We start from the raw sequence: 16,166 nt of genomic DNA, 5'->3' as shown, positions 1-16,166 counted from the left end.
ACACGCCCAGCGGTGAGTCTAGTGCGGACGCTGAAGCCCGTCAATCAAAAGTTAGTGGTGTTGAGGAGATCTTTGGGGCTATTGTTTCGTTGCAGGAACCAATTCTGCACGGAAATGCTTGAAGAGAAAGCCTTTTTCAATCCTCGCCGAAAAGTTCCTGGGCATCTTCAATAAAGCTGATAACGACGACGATTGCCGAACCGGCCATGCCTACAAAGAACATGACTTCCAGGACGTGCATTACGAATAGACCAAGAACCATGCCGATCATTGTATCCTCCGACGGCGGAGCTTATCCAGAGCCAAATGCTTTTAGCAAGTTAAGACCCACCTAACCAAATTTTGCCCAGTGCTCTGCTAAACTCAGCCCCATGCGCGGCATACCCTGGCGATTACTGGCAGCAGCAGCTCTTACTGCCCTCCTGCTGGACCTTCCATTTCCCATTGCCGGTCCGTTGCCTGCGTGGCGAGCGGTTTTTGCCTGGTTTGCGCTTGTGCCCCTGGTTGTGGCCGTGCTCAGGCTGCCGGTGACGCAGGCGGGGCGGTCGATTCGGTGGCAACTTGGCTGGTCGTTGCTGACGGGCTGGCTCAGCGGAGCGCTCTGGTTCGGCGCCAACTGCTACTGGGTCTACGGAACGATGCATCTGTATGCCGGGTTGAATGCTCCGTTGGCTGTGCTGGCGCTGGTGCTCTTCAGCCTTTATCTGGGGTTCTGGTTCGGAGCATTCGCACTGGTACTCGCGATTATCCATCGTGCCACTCGATCCAATGGGGTTACGTGGCTGACGCTGGTTGCGATTCCGTTCCTGTGGACTGCGATGGAGTTTGCTCTCGCCCGGATTCCCGAGTTTCCCTGGGATCTGCTCGGCTATTCCCAGGTGGACAACGCCTGGCTTTCGCAACTTGCTCCCTGGACTGGAGTTTATGGGATCAGCTTTGTCCTGGCGGCGGTAAACGCGCTGCTGGTTGCTGGATTTGTTTTGTCTCGCGGCGCGGGTTCATTCCCGGCAAATCGAAGATGCACCGTCCTGGGTGTGGCGCTGATTATTTTGGGAATGGCCGGTACTCTTGTCCACCCGCAACACCCGGCCACCAGCCAGGTTGCGATGCTGGTGCAGCCTAACCTGGACGTTGCCACGGACGATGCCTGGGCTGGACCAGACTGGGATCGTCACATGGCTGAGTTTCAGAGGCTGGCGAGCGAGACCTGCGAGGGCTATCTCGCTGGAATGCCGCAGACTGGGGCGCCTGTAGTGGCCAATATCGATTGCACCGCTGTGCCGCCGACCAGTCTCATCGCGTGGCCCGAGTCGCCCGCGCCTTTTCGTGAGATGGATCCACGTTTTCAAACGGGCATGGCCGCACTGGCCCGCACAAATCACTCTCCGATGATTGTGGGTACGGTGGGCATGGACGACGATCCGGCTAATCGCAAGTATCTGGTCTACAACTCGGCCTCGGTGATCACGCAGGAAGGCCAGTTCATTGGCCGCTACGACAAGATTCATCTCGTCCCTTTTGGTGAATATATTCCGCTTCGCAGCGCCTTCTTCTTTCTTCACAAAATTGTCCAGGACATGCCGGACATGAGTACCGGACGCTCTCGTGAGAGCTTTCCCCTCAAATCTGCCGATGGCAATACTCACCGTTATGGCATTTTTATTTGCTACGAGTCGGTTTTCGGCGATGAGGTCCGCCAGTTCGCCCGTAACGGTGCTGAAGTTCTGGTAAACATCAGCGACGATGGCTGGTATGGGGATACGAGCGCTCCGTGGCAGCATCTGAATATGGCCCGCATGAGGGCTATCGAGAACCGGCGCTGGCTGCTGCGGGATACGAATAACGGCGTCACCTCGTCGATCGATCCGTATGGAACGGTGCGGCAGAGCATTCCGCGGCACCAGGTGGATTCGCTCGCTGCTTTTTTCGCTTACAACTCGGCATTGACCTTCTATACGCTCCACGGCGACCTGTTGCCGGGGCTTTGTGCCATACTGACTCTGGTGTTGCTGGCGTGGTCGGGACGCATGCTGCTGTATCCAAAGGCTGCGGAATCTTCGTCCAAAGCCGCCTGATCGCACCGGCGTTAACTCAATTCAAAGTCAGGTCTAGAAGCGAAATGTCGTCATTGAACGATCTCGAATTTGCATTCGCTCCCCTCCGCGATACTGTGCGCGACCTGCGGGAGTATCTTTGACCCCGCTCGCCTGCATCGCGAACTAAAATCCGCTGAAGCCAAACTCGCCGACCCTGCCATGTGGTCCAATCCTGCGGCCAGCCAGCCCATCATGCGCGATCGCAAGCGCGTTGAGCTGCTCATCGCGGACGACGAAAAGCTGGTCAGCAAGCTGGGCGACATCGAGGCTTACTTCGAACTGGCCAAAGAAGGCGCTGAAGAAGTGCTGCCAGATCTCGAACGAGAGATGAATTCGCTTCGCGAGTTCTGTGAGGCGCTCGAAGCTAAGACCATGCTCTCGGGCGAGACCGATCCGCTCAACGCCATTGTTACTGTTCACCCCGGAGCAGGCGGCACGGAGAGCCAGGATTGGGCTGAGATGCTGATGCGCATGTACCTGCGCTGGGCGGAGCAGCAGGGCTACAAGACCGAGATGAACGACTACCAGGATGGAGACGAAGCGGGCATCAAATCCGCGACTTTTACCATCACGGGCGAATACGCTTTTGGCCTGCTGGCGGGCGAGTCCGGCGTGCATCGGCTGGTGCGTATCTCTCCATTTGACTCGGCCAAGCGTCGTCATACGTCTTTTGCCAGCGTCTATGTTTCGCCGGAGATCGATGATTCGATTGAGGTCAACATTCGAACGGAAGACCTGCGTATCGACACGTATCGTTCCGGCGGCAAGGGCGGCCAGCACGTTAACACTACCGATTCTGCGGTGCGTATGACGCATTTGCCGACGGGGATTGTGGTGACCTGCCAGAACGAGCGTTCCCAGATCAAGAACCGCGATAAGGCGATGAAGATGCTGCGATCACGCCTTTATGAGTTCGAACTGGCCAAGAAGAAAGCTATTACCAAGGAAGTAGAGGATGCGAAGCTGGAGATAAACTTCGGTTCGCAGATTCGCTCCTATGTCCTACAGCCTTACCGCATCGCCAAGGACCATCGCACCAAGGTTGAAGTCGGAGATGTGGACAAGGTTCTCGATGGCTATCTCGAACCGTTTTTGCGCGGATTTCTTTTAATGAAGCGCCGTGGCACGGCACCTGCATCGGATAATTCAGACGACGATCTCGACATATAAACACGGAGTATGCAATGACGGAACAGCAAAGCCCAGCCCAAAGCCATGACGCTCAAAGCCATGACGAATTGATCAGCGAAATGCTGCACACCGCTAAAACCATTGCCGTCATTGGCATGAGCAATAAGCCGGAGCGCGCCAGCTTCAACATCGGTGCTTATCTGGACAGGAATGGCTACCGGGTTCTGCCAGTCAACCCTGCGCTGAGTGAGATTGCGGCGAACGGTAAGGTGCTGGTCAGCTATCCGACGCTTGAAGATGCGCAGGCCGCAATCGCAGCCGAGGGTGGCAAGATCGACCTGGTGGATGTTTTCCGCGCTCCGGAGTTTGTTCCCGAGATCGTAAAGGACGTGATTCGCCTGCGCATCCCGTATCTTTGGCTTCAGGATGGCGTGATCAATGACGAAGCGATCGCAACTGCCGAATCCTGCGGCATCAAATGCATCCAGGACGACTGCATTTTCCGTGAGCATGCCAAACGCGCTTGAAACCTCTGGCCGAAAAGAGCGTCCTATTGGTGAACAGGGCAAACGTCCTATGTCTCAAGTTGATTCTCAGACGTATAACGTTCATAGTGGCAACGCTCAACATTCTTTGCCGATAAGGGGGATTTAACCCCCGAGGGGATTTAAGTCTCGATGCGATTTTTGGGTATCATACTCGCCGTTTCCGCCGTGCTCCTGCCTGGGGTTGCGATAGCTGCTGTCCCTACTGCTTCGGCGCCATCTTCTGCCGACCTCATCCATGTTCATGTGCAGCTTGTTGCACCGACTGACCTGGTCGCAGGGCAGCAGGCGCAGGCTGGCCTCTACTTCAAGTTGGAGTCGGGTTGGCATGTTTACTGGAAAAATGCGGGAGATGCGGGTGAGCCGCCCAAAATTCGCTGGACATTGCCGGACGGAGTGACTGCGGATGCGATGCAGTTTCCTGCGCCGAAACGTCTGCCAAATGGGCCTTTGATGGACTTTGGCTATGAAGACGAAGTTCTTTTTCCGATTGCGCTGAACGCCGCAGCGACTGCCAAATCGGGTGCGGCTACTCTACACGCGAAGGTTGACTGGCTGGTTTGCCGCGAAGTCTGCATTCCGGGCAAAACGGAACTGGGAGTCGAACGCAAAATACTGCCAGCAGGAGCAGGATTCAATCTCGTAGACAAAGGCGATGCGGGGCTCCTGCAGCGTTTAACAACCGCTCTGCCCAAACCGCTGCCGACCTCTGCGAAAGCTGTTTTTACGCCTACGCCCACAGGTTTTCGATTGGCTGTTCTGACTGGTCAGCCGGAGGCGACTGCGCAGTTTTTCCCGGCAGAGCAGAGCGTATTGGATAATCCAGCTCCGCAGCCGGTTTCTACGCTTGCAACGGGCATCGTTCTCGATCTCAAGAAGGACTCAACTCTGGGCGCGACGCCTGCGCAGATTGCTGGAATCGTTGAATTATCCGGTGGACGGGCGTATGACGTCGTGGCTATTCCGGGCGTGGTTCCGGCTTCAACAGCGAGCAAGCCGGCAGATGCGACGGGCCTGATCAAGGCAGCGGGATTGGCTTTTCTTGGCGGCATCATCCTCAACCTTATGCCGTGTGTTTTTCCCGTGCTCTTTATTAAGGGGCTTTCGCTGGTGCAGTCCTCCAGCGAAGAGAAGCACAAACAGCGTAGCCACGGCTTTGTTTACACGGCCGGAATCGTGGTTTCTTTCTGGGTGCTGGTGGGTGCGCTGCTGGGGCTTCGAGCTGCAGGAGCGACCCTGGGTTGGGGATTTCAATTTCAATCGCCCATCTTCGTCGCGCTCATGGCTGGACTGCTCTTTTTCCTTGGTCTTTCGTTGGCCGGGCAGTTTGAGATCGGCCTCACATTGACCAGCACGGGTGGCTCGCTTGCCAATAAACAGGGCTACGCGGGCAGTTTCTTTACGGGAGTGCTGGCGGTTATTGTCGCTACACCTTGCACGGCTCCTTTCATGGGCGCGGCTGTTGGATATGCGCTGGCGCAGAGCCCGATTGTCACGTTCGCAATCTTTACGGCGCTGGCTCTTGGTCTGGCCGCACCCTACCTTGCACTGACCCTTCAACCGGCCTGGACACGGCTGCTGCCTCGTCCGGGTGCATGGATGGAAGTGCTGAAGCAGGCGACGGCTGTTCCGATCTTTGCGACAGTGATCTGGCTGGCGTGGGTGCTGGCGCAGACGCGCGGCGCAACCGGGGTCGCGGCACTTCTGGCAACTTTTCTCCTGTTGGCCATTGCCGGGTGGATTCTCGGACGCTGGCCGGCAAAGCGTATTCCTACATTTACCGCTGTACTGGTTGTGGTGCTGGCAATCGTAGCCTGTATTTATGGAGTTCAAACGATGGCTGCGCCTGTATCGACGGGCTCCACAGCCCAGGCGAGCGCTGACGGCAGCCGTTGGGAGCCGTGGTCGCAGGCCGCTGTTGATAAATATCGTGCTGCAGGACGACCGGTTTTCGTTGATTTCACCGCGAGCTGGTGCCTTAGCTGCCAGGTCAATGAGCGTGTGGCTCTGCGTACTGCGCAGGTGGACGATGCATTTCGCAAGGGCAATGTCGCACTGCTGAAAGCGGATTGGACTTCGCACGATGATGCGATTTCTCAGGTGCTTACGTCATATGGACGCAGCGGTGTGCCAGCTTATGCGCTCTATGCGCCAGGCAGCACGGATGCGCCGACACTGCTTCCTGAAGTCCTGACTCCCGGCATCGTCATTGACGCGTTGAGCAAGTTGCCGGGCGCTGGCTCTGCATCTCTCTCCGGGCAGAAGTAGCCCTGGGGTAAACTCAGGAGAATGCGCGTTTTTGGGATCGATTGCGGCACTGAAATTACCGGCTATGGGGTAGTTGAATCCGATGAGACGAGCCGCCGTCCTCGTCTGGATTGTCGAGCTTTTGGCGCGATCAGGCTCTCGAAACAGAAGACCATGGCAATGCGTCTCCGGCAGGTGTTTGAAGAGCTGACCGCTGAGCTGGAGCGGTGGCAGCCGGACGTGGTCGCCATTGAAGAAGTATTTTATTCAGTGAATGCCAAGTCGGCGCTTAAACTTGGTCAGGTGCGCGGGGTGGCGCTGCTTTCAGCGGCTCGTCTCAACTTGCCGCTGGCGGAGTATGCTCCGTTGAAAATTAAATCGTCAGTCGTGGGGTATGGATTGGCAGCCAAGGAGCAGGTACAGTTCATGGTTGCCCGGCTGCTGGAGTTGGCAGCGCCACCTGAGCCTCCGGATGCCGCCGATGCCCTAGCGATCGCCATCTGCCATATTCACACCTCCCAGACGCTGGATGCGCAGAATGCCATCCCTCGATCGGGATCGGCTAAGTCGGGGTCGGCTAAGGGGGCTGTGCGATGAGACAGATTCGGATTCGCCTGAAGATGGCCGTTGTACTGGCCGTCGCAGGGATACTTTTCGCGGGGAGGGAATCCCGGGCGCAGCAGCCTGCAAAGCCGACGGCGACCTTCCAAGTGGAATTTACCAATGCCAGGTTGCTGCCGTCTCACTGGGTCATGAAATTCGGCGAAGACGGTAACGGCTGGTTCGATGCAGATCCGAGTCATCTGACGGACGCTGCAAGCCACCGTATTCAGGTTGGGGAAATTCATCGGGCAATCCAACTAAGTCCGGCATTTACCGCGCAGGCATTTACCGTTGCACGGCAACGTCAGTTGTTCGACTTTCCGTGCGAAGGCAACCTCAAGGTTGCGTTCCAGGGAACCAAGCGGCTGAGTTACTCAGGCCCTGAGGGCACCGGGAGCTGTGAATATAACTACTCGAAGGACAAGCAGATACAGGCATTGGGGGATTCTCTGCTCTCCGTTGAAAACACGATCGTGATCGGTGCCAGTCTTGAGATGTTGTTGCAGCATGACCGTCTCGGTCTGGATCAGGCAATGAGTGATCTTGCCATTAACGCGCGCAATGGCAATGCGCTTGAGATAGGCGTAATTCGCGAGACGCTGGGGAAGATTGCCAGCGATGAAAGCGTTCTTGAGCGGGTACGTACCAGGGCTCGTCTGTTATTGAAAGCCACACAATAACAAGGATGTCGCTCAATTGTAACTTTCTTGCAGTTCTGCGACTTTTGCACTTAGTTTGGGTCTTACTATAGGAAGCCTTATTCGTCGGCAGGGAGCTGGATCGCCGACTTAGTCAGCTTAGTTATGGGCGTGTAGTCGCCCGGGAGAGTGTCTCCATGAAAAGTTATGCCGTAGATGTCAATCGTAGGACAAATCGTGCCGTTGCATCGCGAGCTGTCAGGTCGGGTACGGGCTTTCGCATCTTTGCGTTGATGCTCGGTGCCGGGGTGTTGTCGGGGATGCTGGGTGCGGGGCTGACTCTTCGCGCAGCAGAACTTCCAAACGCAGAGCTTCCGAACGTGGAATCAGGCAATACCTCTGCTACCGCCAGCGCTGATACGGGAGCACCCGTCGATTCGCGCGCGCTCCGTCTGAGCAGCGTCGAAGGACAGGTGCAGGTTTTGCAGGATGGCCAAGTCATCGCTGATCCTGCCTATGCGAATCTGCCTCTTTTTGAGGGTACGCAGGTCATGACCGGCAACGATGGACGCGCTGAGATTCAGTTTGAGGATGGGAGTATTGTCCGTCTTTCGCCGAACAGCACTGTGACATTTGCCGTTCTACAGCAGCAGGGGACGAACTCTGGCAGTGAAGTTGTTCTCAACCAGGGATTAGCCTATTTTGAGCTGCAGCCGAGCACATCCGCACATGCTCTGCGAGTGAATTACGGGGCAGCGTCTTTCAGCGCGCTCAATTTTGCAGTCGTACGCGTGAATGTGGATACGCCTCCAGGCAGTCTCGCGGTCTTTGATGGAGACATCCATTTCGGGCGCGGCGCCGCTGTGCAGTTGGATCTTCATGGTGGCCAGAATCTCGATCTGAATCCCACAGATGCAGCTCGCTACTCCCTGACAGACAAGATCGAACCAGACACGTGGGACGACTGGAATGCGGACCGCGACCAGTTCCTGAATGGCGAGGATGCAAATCGCACGGCAGCTTCTGGCGATGCAGGCAATGGCGCGAGTGTTGGAATGAGCGATCTCGATGCCAACGGTAGTTGGTACAACGTTCCCGGACAGGGCTATGTCTGGTCTCCGTATGATGCGCAGGCACAGGGCGCGAGCTGGGATCCCTATGGCTATGGGCACTGGGTTTTCTATCCGCGTTACGGCTATGTCTGGGTCTCCGGTTATAGCTGGGGATACACGCCTTTCCAATGCGGATTATGGAATTACTATGACGGCTTTGGCTGGGGTTGGGGTGCGGGCGCCGGTGGCTGCAGTCCGTGGTGGGGTTACGGTTTTGGCGGCGGCGGCTTCGGCCGTGGATGGGGCTTCCGTATCGGACGTGGTCCGAATGGATATCACCCACCAAGTCGTCCTTTGCCTGGTCCTGTTCATCCTCGTCCGGTCGGCTCAAGAGGTACGTTGCAGGCTGTTGTTCCAGTCGATCATCGTCCAGCCGGGGCTCCGACGCGGCCAATCCACGTTGGCGGCAATGGTCCGGTTGTGATCGCGGGGCATACGGTTGAGCCGCTTCGTCCTTCGGAGCCTCGTCCGGCTTTTGATCATGGTGGAAATGGGACTAACGGGACCAATGGCTTCGTTAGCCGGTCTGGATCCTCGGGAGCATATCACGGTGGAAATGGCTACTCTCAGACATATCGGCCAGGCAGTGTGCAGCGGCCATCTGCACCGGCGAGCAGACCTGCACCGGCACCTGCGCCGCGAGCCCAGTCCTACAGCGGCGGTGGTGGTGGACATTCAGCTCCGGCAGCATCGCATGGCGGTGGTGGTTCGCACAGGTAAAACGTACGTCTAATTCTGTGAAATAGGCAGAACAAAATCGCCGATCCCGAGAAACAACGGGATCGGCGGTTTTGTTTTAGAGATGCGCAATTCGTTTGAGGACTAGCCCTCGACCAGCGTGCGCCAGATGGCCGCAAATTTATCGATCGGCAGCGCCTCGGCGCGAACCTGTGCTGGAACTTCGGCGCTGGTATAGGCCTTCGCAATTGCATCCGCGGTAAATCCAGCAGCGCGCAGGTTATTCGACAGGGTCTTGCGCTTTTGTGCGAAGCATTGCTTGAGGAAGCTGATAAACGGCGCTTCGGTCACTCCAAGCTGGGCAAAGGTGGGTACAAAACTCCAGCGGAAGACAGTCGAGTGCACTTCCGGCGGCGGCGCAAAAGCTTCCGGCGGTAGTGTAAACAGATTCTCGGCTGGCCCGTAGAGTTGCAGCGTTGCCGAGAGCAGTCCGTAGTCGCGCGAACCGTGGTCGGCAGTAACGCGATCGGCAACCTCACGCTGCACCATCAGTACGGCTCGTTCGAGCGAAGAAGCCTGGGCTGCAAGCCTCAACAGAATTGGCGAAGTAATGTAATACGGCAGATTTCCGACGACCAGCAGCGGCTGCCCAGCCTCTTTGGCCGCCGCGGCAAAATCGAACTCCAATACATCCTTGCGAACGACGCTGACGTTGGAAACGCCTTTTTCCGGGGAAAATCGCTCCTGCAGATTCCACGCCAGCTCGCGGTCAAGTTCAATGGCAATCAGATGGCCAGCTCGCGAGGCGAGTGCCTCGGTGATGGCTCCTTTGCCTGGTCCGATTTCGACAACTGTGCGGGAGCTGAGATTGCCCAGGGCAGCCACAATTCGTTGGATAGCCTGGGGATCGCGTAAGAAGTTTTGCCCGAGCTTAGGTTTGGTGGGCATATGCATCTTTCATCTTAGTGGAACGGGACGGGGCGGCGTCTTCAGGCGCACGGCATTTCAGCATTGTGTTTAAAGATCATTTTTCAGAACGGAGAGATTGAACGTTTGGCGCAGGGTGAATCCCAGATCGCGATAGACACGAATGGCATCGGAATTGGTAGAAAAAGCGTGCAGGAAAGGCGTTTTGCCTCGTTGGAGGATATCCTGCATGGCTTTGATCATGAGGATTCGTGCGAGTCCGCGGCGGCGTCCATCGGGATGTGTGCAGACGGCGCTGACCTCGACGTAATCGGGCAGGTGCATGCGCTGTCCGGCCATGGCCAGGAGACGACCATCTTCGAAAAATCCGAAAAAGTTTCCTAATTCGATTGTCCGTTCGGCGAACGGACCAGGTTCTGTGAGCGTGGCCAGCTCGACCATAGCGGGTACGTCCCCTGGGTTGAGCTGCCGAATGCCTTCGAGCTCCGTGCTTTCGGTCCAATTCAAGCTGGCGTCGGGTTGAAGAATCATTTGATTGAGATGTCCACCGCGGATCATTTTCCAGCCGGGAGGAACGATTGGCTCCTCTTCAAGGAAGAGAGCGACGACTCCGCCGGGGCCGGCAAGGGTGCGCAGGGCCTCATAGCTGTCGTGGTCCTGATTCGCGATTCCGCTGAGCGGCCCGATGGCGGCGGGATAGCGCTGCGCGAGGTGGTTGCCCAGGGCTACGGAGTGATGTTCGGTGCGAAGTGCGTTCCAGATGGGCTGGTCGAGCGGGTGGGGGTTGCATACATTTCCCATACGAATGAGACTCACGATATTTTCGGTTCGATGCAAAATGGCAAGTCCTGTCTGCTCGTTGCCTACGTCCTAATGAAACGCGTAGTAGACTTGGCGGGTTGGGCCATTTGGGAGCTAGTCCGATGTGGCTGAATCGGTTACGCCCCAATAGCCTTGTTTAGGGATTGCGTTTAGGAATTGCTCAAAATTTAGATTCTGTCCGCCGGGGTTGCGCATCTGAGAGTAATGCGGCGTGTTCGCGGCAGAGGAGAGTTCGTATGCATATTGTATTTGCTGCCTCGGAGTGTGTGCCGTTTGCCAAGACCGGCGGGTTGGCCGATGTTGTCGGTGCGTTGCCACCGGAGCTGGTCAAGCTGGGGCATCAAGTCTCCGTTTACATACCGCTTTATCGCACGGTGCGGCCATTTTTGCCGGAGCAATTGACCTTTGCCGTGCGCTCGATCACCATTCCGTTCGAGTATTACAACCGCTTCGCCGGTATTGTCGATGGCGGTTTACGAGACGGAGTGCAGTATTACTTTGTGGACTGCCCGGAGCTTTTTGATCGAGACGGTTTCTATGGTCCGAGGAGTGGGGCAGGCGACTACGGAGACAATGCGGAGCGCTTCGGCCTCTTCTGTCGCGCAGTTCTTGAGGCATCCAAGCAGCTAGGCGTTCCGGACATCTTTCACGTGCATGACTGGCAGGCGGCCATGCTGCCCGTTTATCTGCACAGCGTGTATTACTTCGATCCAGCGCTTCGCACTGCGGGAACGGTGCTTACAATCCACAACGCGGGCTACCAGGGATGGTTCCCGCCCTCGACTACTCCGCAACTGCTGCTGCCGTGGGACATGTTCACTGTGGATAAGGTGGAGCAGAACGACACCTTCAATTTCCTCAAAGGCGGCCTTGTCTATTCGGACTACCTGACGACGGTCAGCCCGACGTACGCAAAGGAGATCCAGACCGGTGAGTTTGGCGCGGGCCTGGACGGTCTGCTGCGGAAGCGTCACTGGGATCTGCGCGGGATTCTTAATGGCGTCGATTATGCTCACTGGAATCCAGCCCACGATCCCAAACTGGCGGCCCACTATTCGCCGGAAAATCTGGCAGGCAAGGCAGAGTGCCGCCGTGATCTTCTGCACGCCTTCGGTTTGGAGGGCGTTCAGGATGACACGGCGATCATCGGGATTGTTTCACGGTTTGCCACGCAAAAGGGTTTCGATCTAGTGTCCCAGATTGCGGACCAGATGACCGACCGCAACCTCGCCGTCGTTGCCCTGGGGAGTGGAGAACCGTATTACGAGAATTTCTTCCGCAGTTGGGCGCAGCGTAAACCGGTGCAGGTCGCGGTGCAGGTTCGCTATGACGATGCGCTGGCGCACAAGGTCGAAGCGGGCGCGGATATGTTCCTGATGCCTTCGCGATATGAGCCTTGCGGACTGAACCAGATTTATTCGCTGAAGTATGGGACGGTGCCGGTGGTTCGCGCGACGGGTGGTCTTGAGGACACGATCGAAGAGTGGAACGCGGATAATCGGACGGGGACTGGCTTCAAGTTCTCGGGATACCATGCGGGGGATCTGTTGTGGGCGATCGACCGCGCTCTCTGGGTGTTTGCCAACGACAAGCCTGGCTGGCAGACGCTGATGCGGAATGGGATGGCGAAGGATTATGCGTGGGCGCATCCGGCGCGCGAGTATGTCGAGGTTTATGAAGAGGTTCTAAGGCGGAGAGGATAACGGAGAGTTCATCCTGTATTCTAGTAACAACGGATTACGGATTATGAAGAGGTTTGACCGAGCGACGTATCTACTGTTTCTGCTGGTTCTTCTGGCGGACGTTGCTTTGGCGCATTCTGTGGCGCAGACTGGTGGCGACACGAGCGGTGGGCTGATTTTCCGCGCTGGTGGTCAGCTTCAGGTCAATCCGGCGGGAGAGGCGCTTCGGAGTGCAACCAGTTCTTCGTTGCGCGTCGTTGGTCGCAAGCGCACCAGGATGAGCTTTGCGACATGGTCGGGGAATCTCTTTCATGTTTCAAGCCGTTTAGGTCATTCGCTTCAATCTGCGCCGGTGATGCTGTCGGTTCTGGCATCTGCGCCTGAGGTTTGCTCAGGGCCTGCTTTGGTTGCATCCTGCAGGCCGTTGTCCCCATCCCTGGGGATTTTCGAGCATAGCGGAAGCCCGGCTCCTTAGTTTTCCAATGGACCGGTTCTCGTTCGGACGCGGGTTACGCGCACGATTCCAGCTCAATCCATTCGATTCAATGGCCTTATTTTGTGCCGTCGATGGAGGAATGCTTTATCGTTGTGCTCTGCCCGGAGACCTGTATCGACGCTGCGCAATCGTGCGGCATTTAAACTGAGAGATGGAGAGTTCTGCCGTGTTCGGTAATGTGCTAACAAAAGTTTTTGGTACCAGCAACGATCGCGCAGTGAAGCGCCTGTTGCCCAGAGTTGCTGCTATCCAGTCGTTTGAATCACAGATTGCTCCGCTTTCCGATGAGCAATTGCGCGGCCGGACTCTCGAGTTTCGCGCTCGGATTGCGGCACGTATTGAAGGCCTGACAGATCCTGACGCCATCAAGGCTGCAGAAGACGCGGCACTTGACGAGCTGTTGCCCGAGGCTTTCGCTGTGGTTCGCGAAGCAGGTAAACGTGCTGTCAAAATGCGTCACTTCGATGTGCAGATGATTGGTGGCATGGTGCTGCACCAGGGCAAGATCGCCGAGATGCGTACCGGTGAAGGAAAGACACTTGTCGCCACGCTGGCCTGCTATCTGAACGCGCTCGCGGGGCATGGCGTACATGTGGTCACGGTCAACGATTACCTGGCTAAGCGTGATGCCGAGTGGATGGGCAAGATCTATGAGTTCCTCGGGCTCACCGTCGGCGTGATCGTGCATGATCTTGATGACAGCCAGCGTCGCGATGCGTATGCGGCCGATATCACCTATGGCACCAACAATGAGTTTGGCTTCGATTACCTGCGCGACAACATGAAGTTCGAGCTCAAGGACTGTGTACAGCGTGGCCAGTATTACGCCATCGTGGACGAAGTCGATTCTATTCTCATCGATGAGTCTCGTACGCCGTTGATCATCTCCGGACCAACGGATCAGACTACGGACAAATATGCGCGAGTGCGCAAGATTATTCCGCAGCTTGAGTTGGGAGAAGAGACAGATCCGGGCCAGGGAGAAGCCAAGATTTTCACCGGCGATTATGTCGTGGATGAAAAGCAGCGGTCCATCGGCGTGACGGATGAGGGCTGGTTCAAGATTGAAGAACTGCTTGGCATCGGAAACATTGCCGACCCGGAAAACTGGGATCTGAAGCATTATGTCGAGACGGGTATCAAGGCGCATTCGCTGTATAAACGCGATGTGGATTACGTCGTCAAAGAAGGCGAAGTTATCATCGTGGATACCTTCACAGGCCGCCTGATGCCAGGTCGTCGCTGGTCCGATGGACTGCATCAATCCGTCGAAGCGAAGGAAGGCGTGAGCATCCGCAAGGAAGATCAGACGCTGGCGACGATCACCTTCCAGAACTACTTCCGCTTGTACAAAAAACTCTCCGGCATGACAGGAACAGCGGAGACTGAGGCTGCCGAGTTCGACAAGATTTATAAGCTCGACATCACGGTTATTCCAACCAACAAGCCGATGCTGCGTGAGGATAGTTCCGATGTGGTCTATCGGACAATCAAGGAAAAATACAAAGCTGTGGCGGATGACATCGCCACGGTGCATGAGACGGGGCAGCCGGTGCTCGTTGGCACCACATCGATTGAAAAGAGCGAGTTGCTTTCGCAAACATTGCAGCGCAAAGGCGTGAAGCATGTCGTGTTGAATGCGAAGTTCCACGAGCGCGAAGCGGAGATTGTTGCGCAGGCTGGCCGGTTGGGTATGGTTACGATTGCCACCAACATGGCGGGTCGTGGTACGGATATTCTGCTGGGCGGCAATGCCGAGTTCATGACGCGCCAGGAGTTGGTGAAGAATGGCCTTGCACGCGTCATTAGCGGTGCAGAGGGCGCGATCAATCCTATGGCTCCTGCAGGCTTCCTGCGTTTCTATTACCAGGGCCAGGAGTTTGAAACGCCTGAACCGCAGTGGAACGAGTATTACCAGAATCATGCAGAAGGCGTGCAGCGGGATCACGATGCCGTTATCTCCGCGGGCGGCCTGTTCATTCTTGGCACGGAGCGCCATGAGTCACGGCGCATCGATAACCAGTTGCGTGGCCGCGCAGGTCGTCAGGGCGATCCGGGTGCGTCAAGATTTTATCTGTCGCTTGAAGATGACTTGATGCGCATCTTCGCCAAGGCGTGGGTGAGTACACTGCTTGAACGTCTCGGCATGGAAGAAGGCGTACCTATTGAGTCGCGCATGATTTCCAAGCGTATTGAAGGCGCACAGAAAGCGGTTGAATCGCAGAACTTCGAGTCGCGCAAACATCTGCTTGAGTATGACGATGTGATGAACAAGCAGCGCGAGGCGGTGTATGGTTTACGCCGTCAGCTGCTACTTGCAGTCGAGCAGCGTGAGCTGATTCTTGAGGATTATCTCTCGAATATTTTGAGCACCATGCTTGATCAGTTTGCGCCTGAAGACAAACATCCCGATCAATGGGATATCAAGGGTCTCAAGGGCAAGCTTATCGAACAGTTTGGCTTCGATCTGAATAATCAGGGACTCGATCCACTTGAACTGACGCGCCATGAACTCGGCGAGGGAATCTTCAACAAGCTGAAGGCAGAGTACGAAACGAAGGAAGAGATTCTCGGCGCAGAGGCGATGCGATATCACGAACGCATGGTGATGTTGTCCGTGTTGGATGGCCTTTGGAAGGACCATCTACTTGCGATGGATCATCTCAAGGAGGGAATCGGTTTGCGCGGCTATGCGCAACTGGATCCGCTGGTGGAGTATAAGCGCGAGTCGTTCGATATGTTCGAGGCGATGATGGTGAAGTTCCAGGAGGATACGGTCCGGTATCTGTTCCGCATGCAGATTGTGGGACCCGATGGTCAGCCGGTGACGCAGGTTCCCAAGGTGGACAGGGAAGTCCCTGCGGCTCCGCCGGTCGAGAGCGCTGCGCAGTTGCCTTCCCGGGAGACGGCGAAGGAGCTGCCGCGTGAAGTATCGATTCCGACACGCGCGCCATCGACAACGATCGATGCGCTGGAGAAGGAGTTCGAGCGCAGAAAGCATCGGGAGCTGGAGGCTGCGCGCTTTGCAGGCGCTGCGGCGAGCAGTGAACCGACACAGCGAAACGCTGGGAGCAAGGTTGGGCGGAATGATCTTTGCCCATGTGGATCAGGGAAGAAGTTCAAGAAGTGTCATGGAGTGGAAGCTTAGAGACCATTCCTGGTAGTTCGATGGCGTGAGAGCGTGGCTGG

The 16,166-nt window shown here is 56.5% G+C and carries 13 protein-coding genes; 10 read left to right on the top strand and 3 right to left on the bottom strand.

Annotation, left to right across the window (positions count from 1 at the left end; all coding sequences use genetic code 11):
- Window positions 1-136 precede the first annotated feature (136 nt).
- The gene (locus tag OHL19_RS13355; RefSeq protein WP_263358194.1) at window positions 137-271 is read right to left on the bottom strand and encodes a hypothetical protein; all 135 of its coding nucleotides are present in this window, start codon (window positions 269-271) and stop codon (window positions 137-139) included.
- A gap of 100 nt (window positions 272-371) precedes the next feature.
- Here OHL19_RS13355 and lnt point away from each other — a divergent pair, with 100 nt between their 5' ends.
- The 7 genes from lnt to OHL19_RS13320 all read left to right on the top strand — a co-directional run bounded on the left by lnt (window position 372) and on the right by OHL19_RS13320 (window position 9,092).
- Window positions 372-2,075: an apolipoprotein N-acyltransferase gene (gene lnt / locus OHL19_RS13350; RefSeq protein ID WP_263358193.1), complete on the top strand. Its 1,704-nt coding sequence runs from the start codon at window positions 372-374 to the stop codon at window positions 2,073-2,075.
- Between the two features lie 44 nt (window positions 2,076-2,119).
- Window positions 2,120-3,266, top strand: a protein-coding gene (gene prfB / locus OHL19_RS13345) for a peptide chain release factor 2 (protein ID WP_263358192.1) whose coding sequence is annotated in 2 segments (ribosomal slippage) — window positions 2,120-2,194 and window positions 2,196-3,266 — 1,146 coding nt in all. Because the reading frame shifts where the segments join, the coding sequence is not laid out codon by codon here.
- Window positions 3,267-3,280: 14 nt separating this feature from the next.
- The gene (locus tag OHL19_RS13340) at window positions 3,281-3,754 is read left to right on the top strand and encodes a CoA-binding protein (protein ID WP_263358191.1); all 474 of its coding nucleotides are present in this window, start codon (window positions 3,281-3,283) and stop codon (window positions 3,752-3,754) included.
- 150 nt (window positions 3,755-3,904) lie between these two features.
- Window positions 3,905-6,040, top strand: a complete 2,136-nt coding sequence (locus OHL19_RS13335; RefSeq protein WP_263358190.1) for a protein-disulfide reductase DsbD family protein — start codon at window positions 3,905-3,907, stop codon at window positions 6,038-6,040.
- A gap of 21 nt (window positions 6,041-6,061) precedes the next feature.
- Window positions 6,062-6,616, top strand: coding sequence for a crossover junction endodeoxyribonuclease RuvC (ruvC, locus tag OHL19_RS13330; RefSeq protein WP_263358188.1), 555 nt, complete (start codon window positions 6,062-6,064; stop codon window positions 6,614-6,616).
- Window positions 6,613-7,302 (top strand): hypothetical protein, encoded by a 690-nt coding sequence (locus tag OHL19_RS13325; protein WP_263358187.1) that lies wholly within the window; start codon window positions 6,613-6,615, stop codon window positions 7,300-7,302. The genes ruvC and OHL19_RS13325 overlap by 4 nt, the downstream gene beginning before the upstream one ends.
- 155 nt (window positions 7,303-7,457) lie before the next feature.
- Entirely contained in the window at window positions 7,458-9,092 is a 1,635-nt protein-coding gene (locus tag OHL19_RS13320) for a FecR family protein (protein ID WP_263358186.1), read from the top strand.
- Window positions 9,093-9,194: 102 nt separating this feature from the next.
- On the opposite strand, the gene rsmA is transcribed toward OHL19_RS13320, so the two are convergent.
- Together rsmA and OHL19_RS13310 are read right to left on the bottom strand one after the other, a co-directional pair.
- Window positions 9,195-9,998 (bottom strand): 16S rRNA (adenine(1518)-N(6)/adenine(1519)-N(6))-dimethyltransferase RsmA, encoded by an 804-nt coding sequence (gene rsmA, locus OHL19_RS13315; protein ID WP_263358185.1) that lies wholly within the window; start codon window positions 9,996-9,998, stop codon window positions 9,195-9,197.
- Between the two features lie 69 nt (window positions 9,999-10,067).
- On the bottom strand, window positions 10,068-10,793 hold the full coding sequence (locus tag OHL19_RS13310) for a GNAT family N-acetyltransferase (RefSeq protein ID WP_263358184.1): 726 nt from the start codon (window positions 10,791-10,793) through the stop codon (window positions 10,068-10,070).
- 242 nt (window positions 10,794-11,035) lie between these two features.
- Between OHL19_RS13310 and glgA the strand changes: the two genes are divergently transcribed.
- The 3 genes from glgA (at window position 11,036) to secA (ending at window position 16,125) form a co-directional block, all read left to right on the top strand.
- Complete coding sequence (gene glgA / locus OHL19_RS13305) at window positions 11,036-12,502, top strand: glycogen synthase GlgA (RefSeq protein ID WP_263358183.1); 1,467 nt, start codon at window positions 11,036-11,038, stop codon at window positions 12,500-12,502.
- Between the two features lie 43 nt (window positions 12,503-12,545).
- Entirely contained in the window at window positions 12,546-12,956 is a 411-nt protein-coding gene (locus tag OHL19_RS13300) for a hypothetical protein (protein WP_263358182.1), read from the top strand.
- Window positions 12,957-13,143: 187 nt separating this feature from the next.
- On the top strand, window positions 13,144-16,125 hold the full coding sequence (gene secA, locus OHL19_RS13295) for a preprotein translocase subunit SecA (protein ID WP_263358181.1): 2,982 nt from the start codon (window positions 13,144-13,146) through the stop codon (window positions 16,123-16,125).
- The last annotated feature ends 41 nt before the right edge of the window (window positions 16,126-16,166 follow it).

Source organism: Acidicapsa ligni, assembly GCF_025685655.1.
Classification (GTDB): Bacteria; Acidobacteriota; Terriglobia; order Terriglobales; family Acidobacteriaceae; genus Acidicapsa; species Acidicapsa ligni.
The sequence above is the reverse complement of the archived record's forward strand: the minus strand, read 5'-3'. Positions and strand labels throughout refer to the sequence as shown.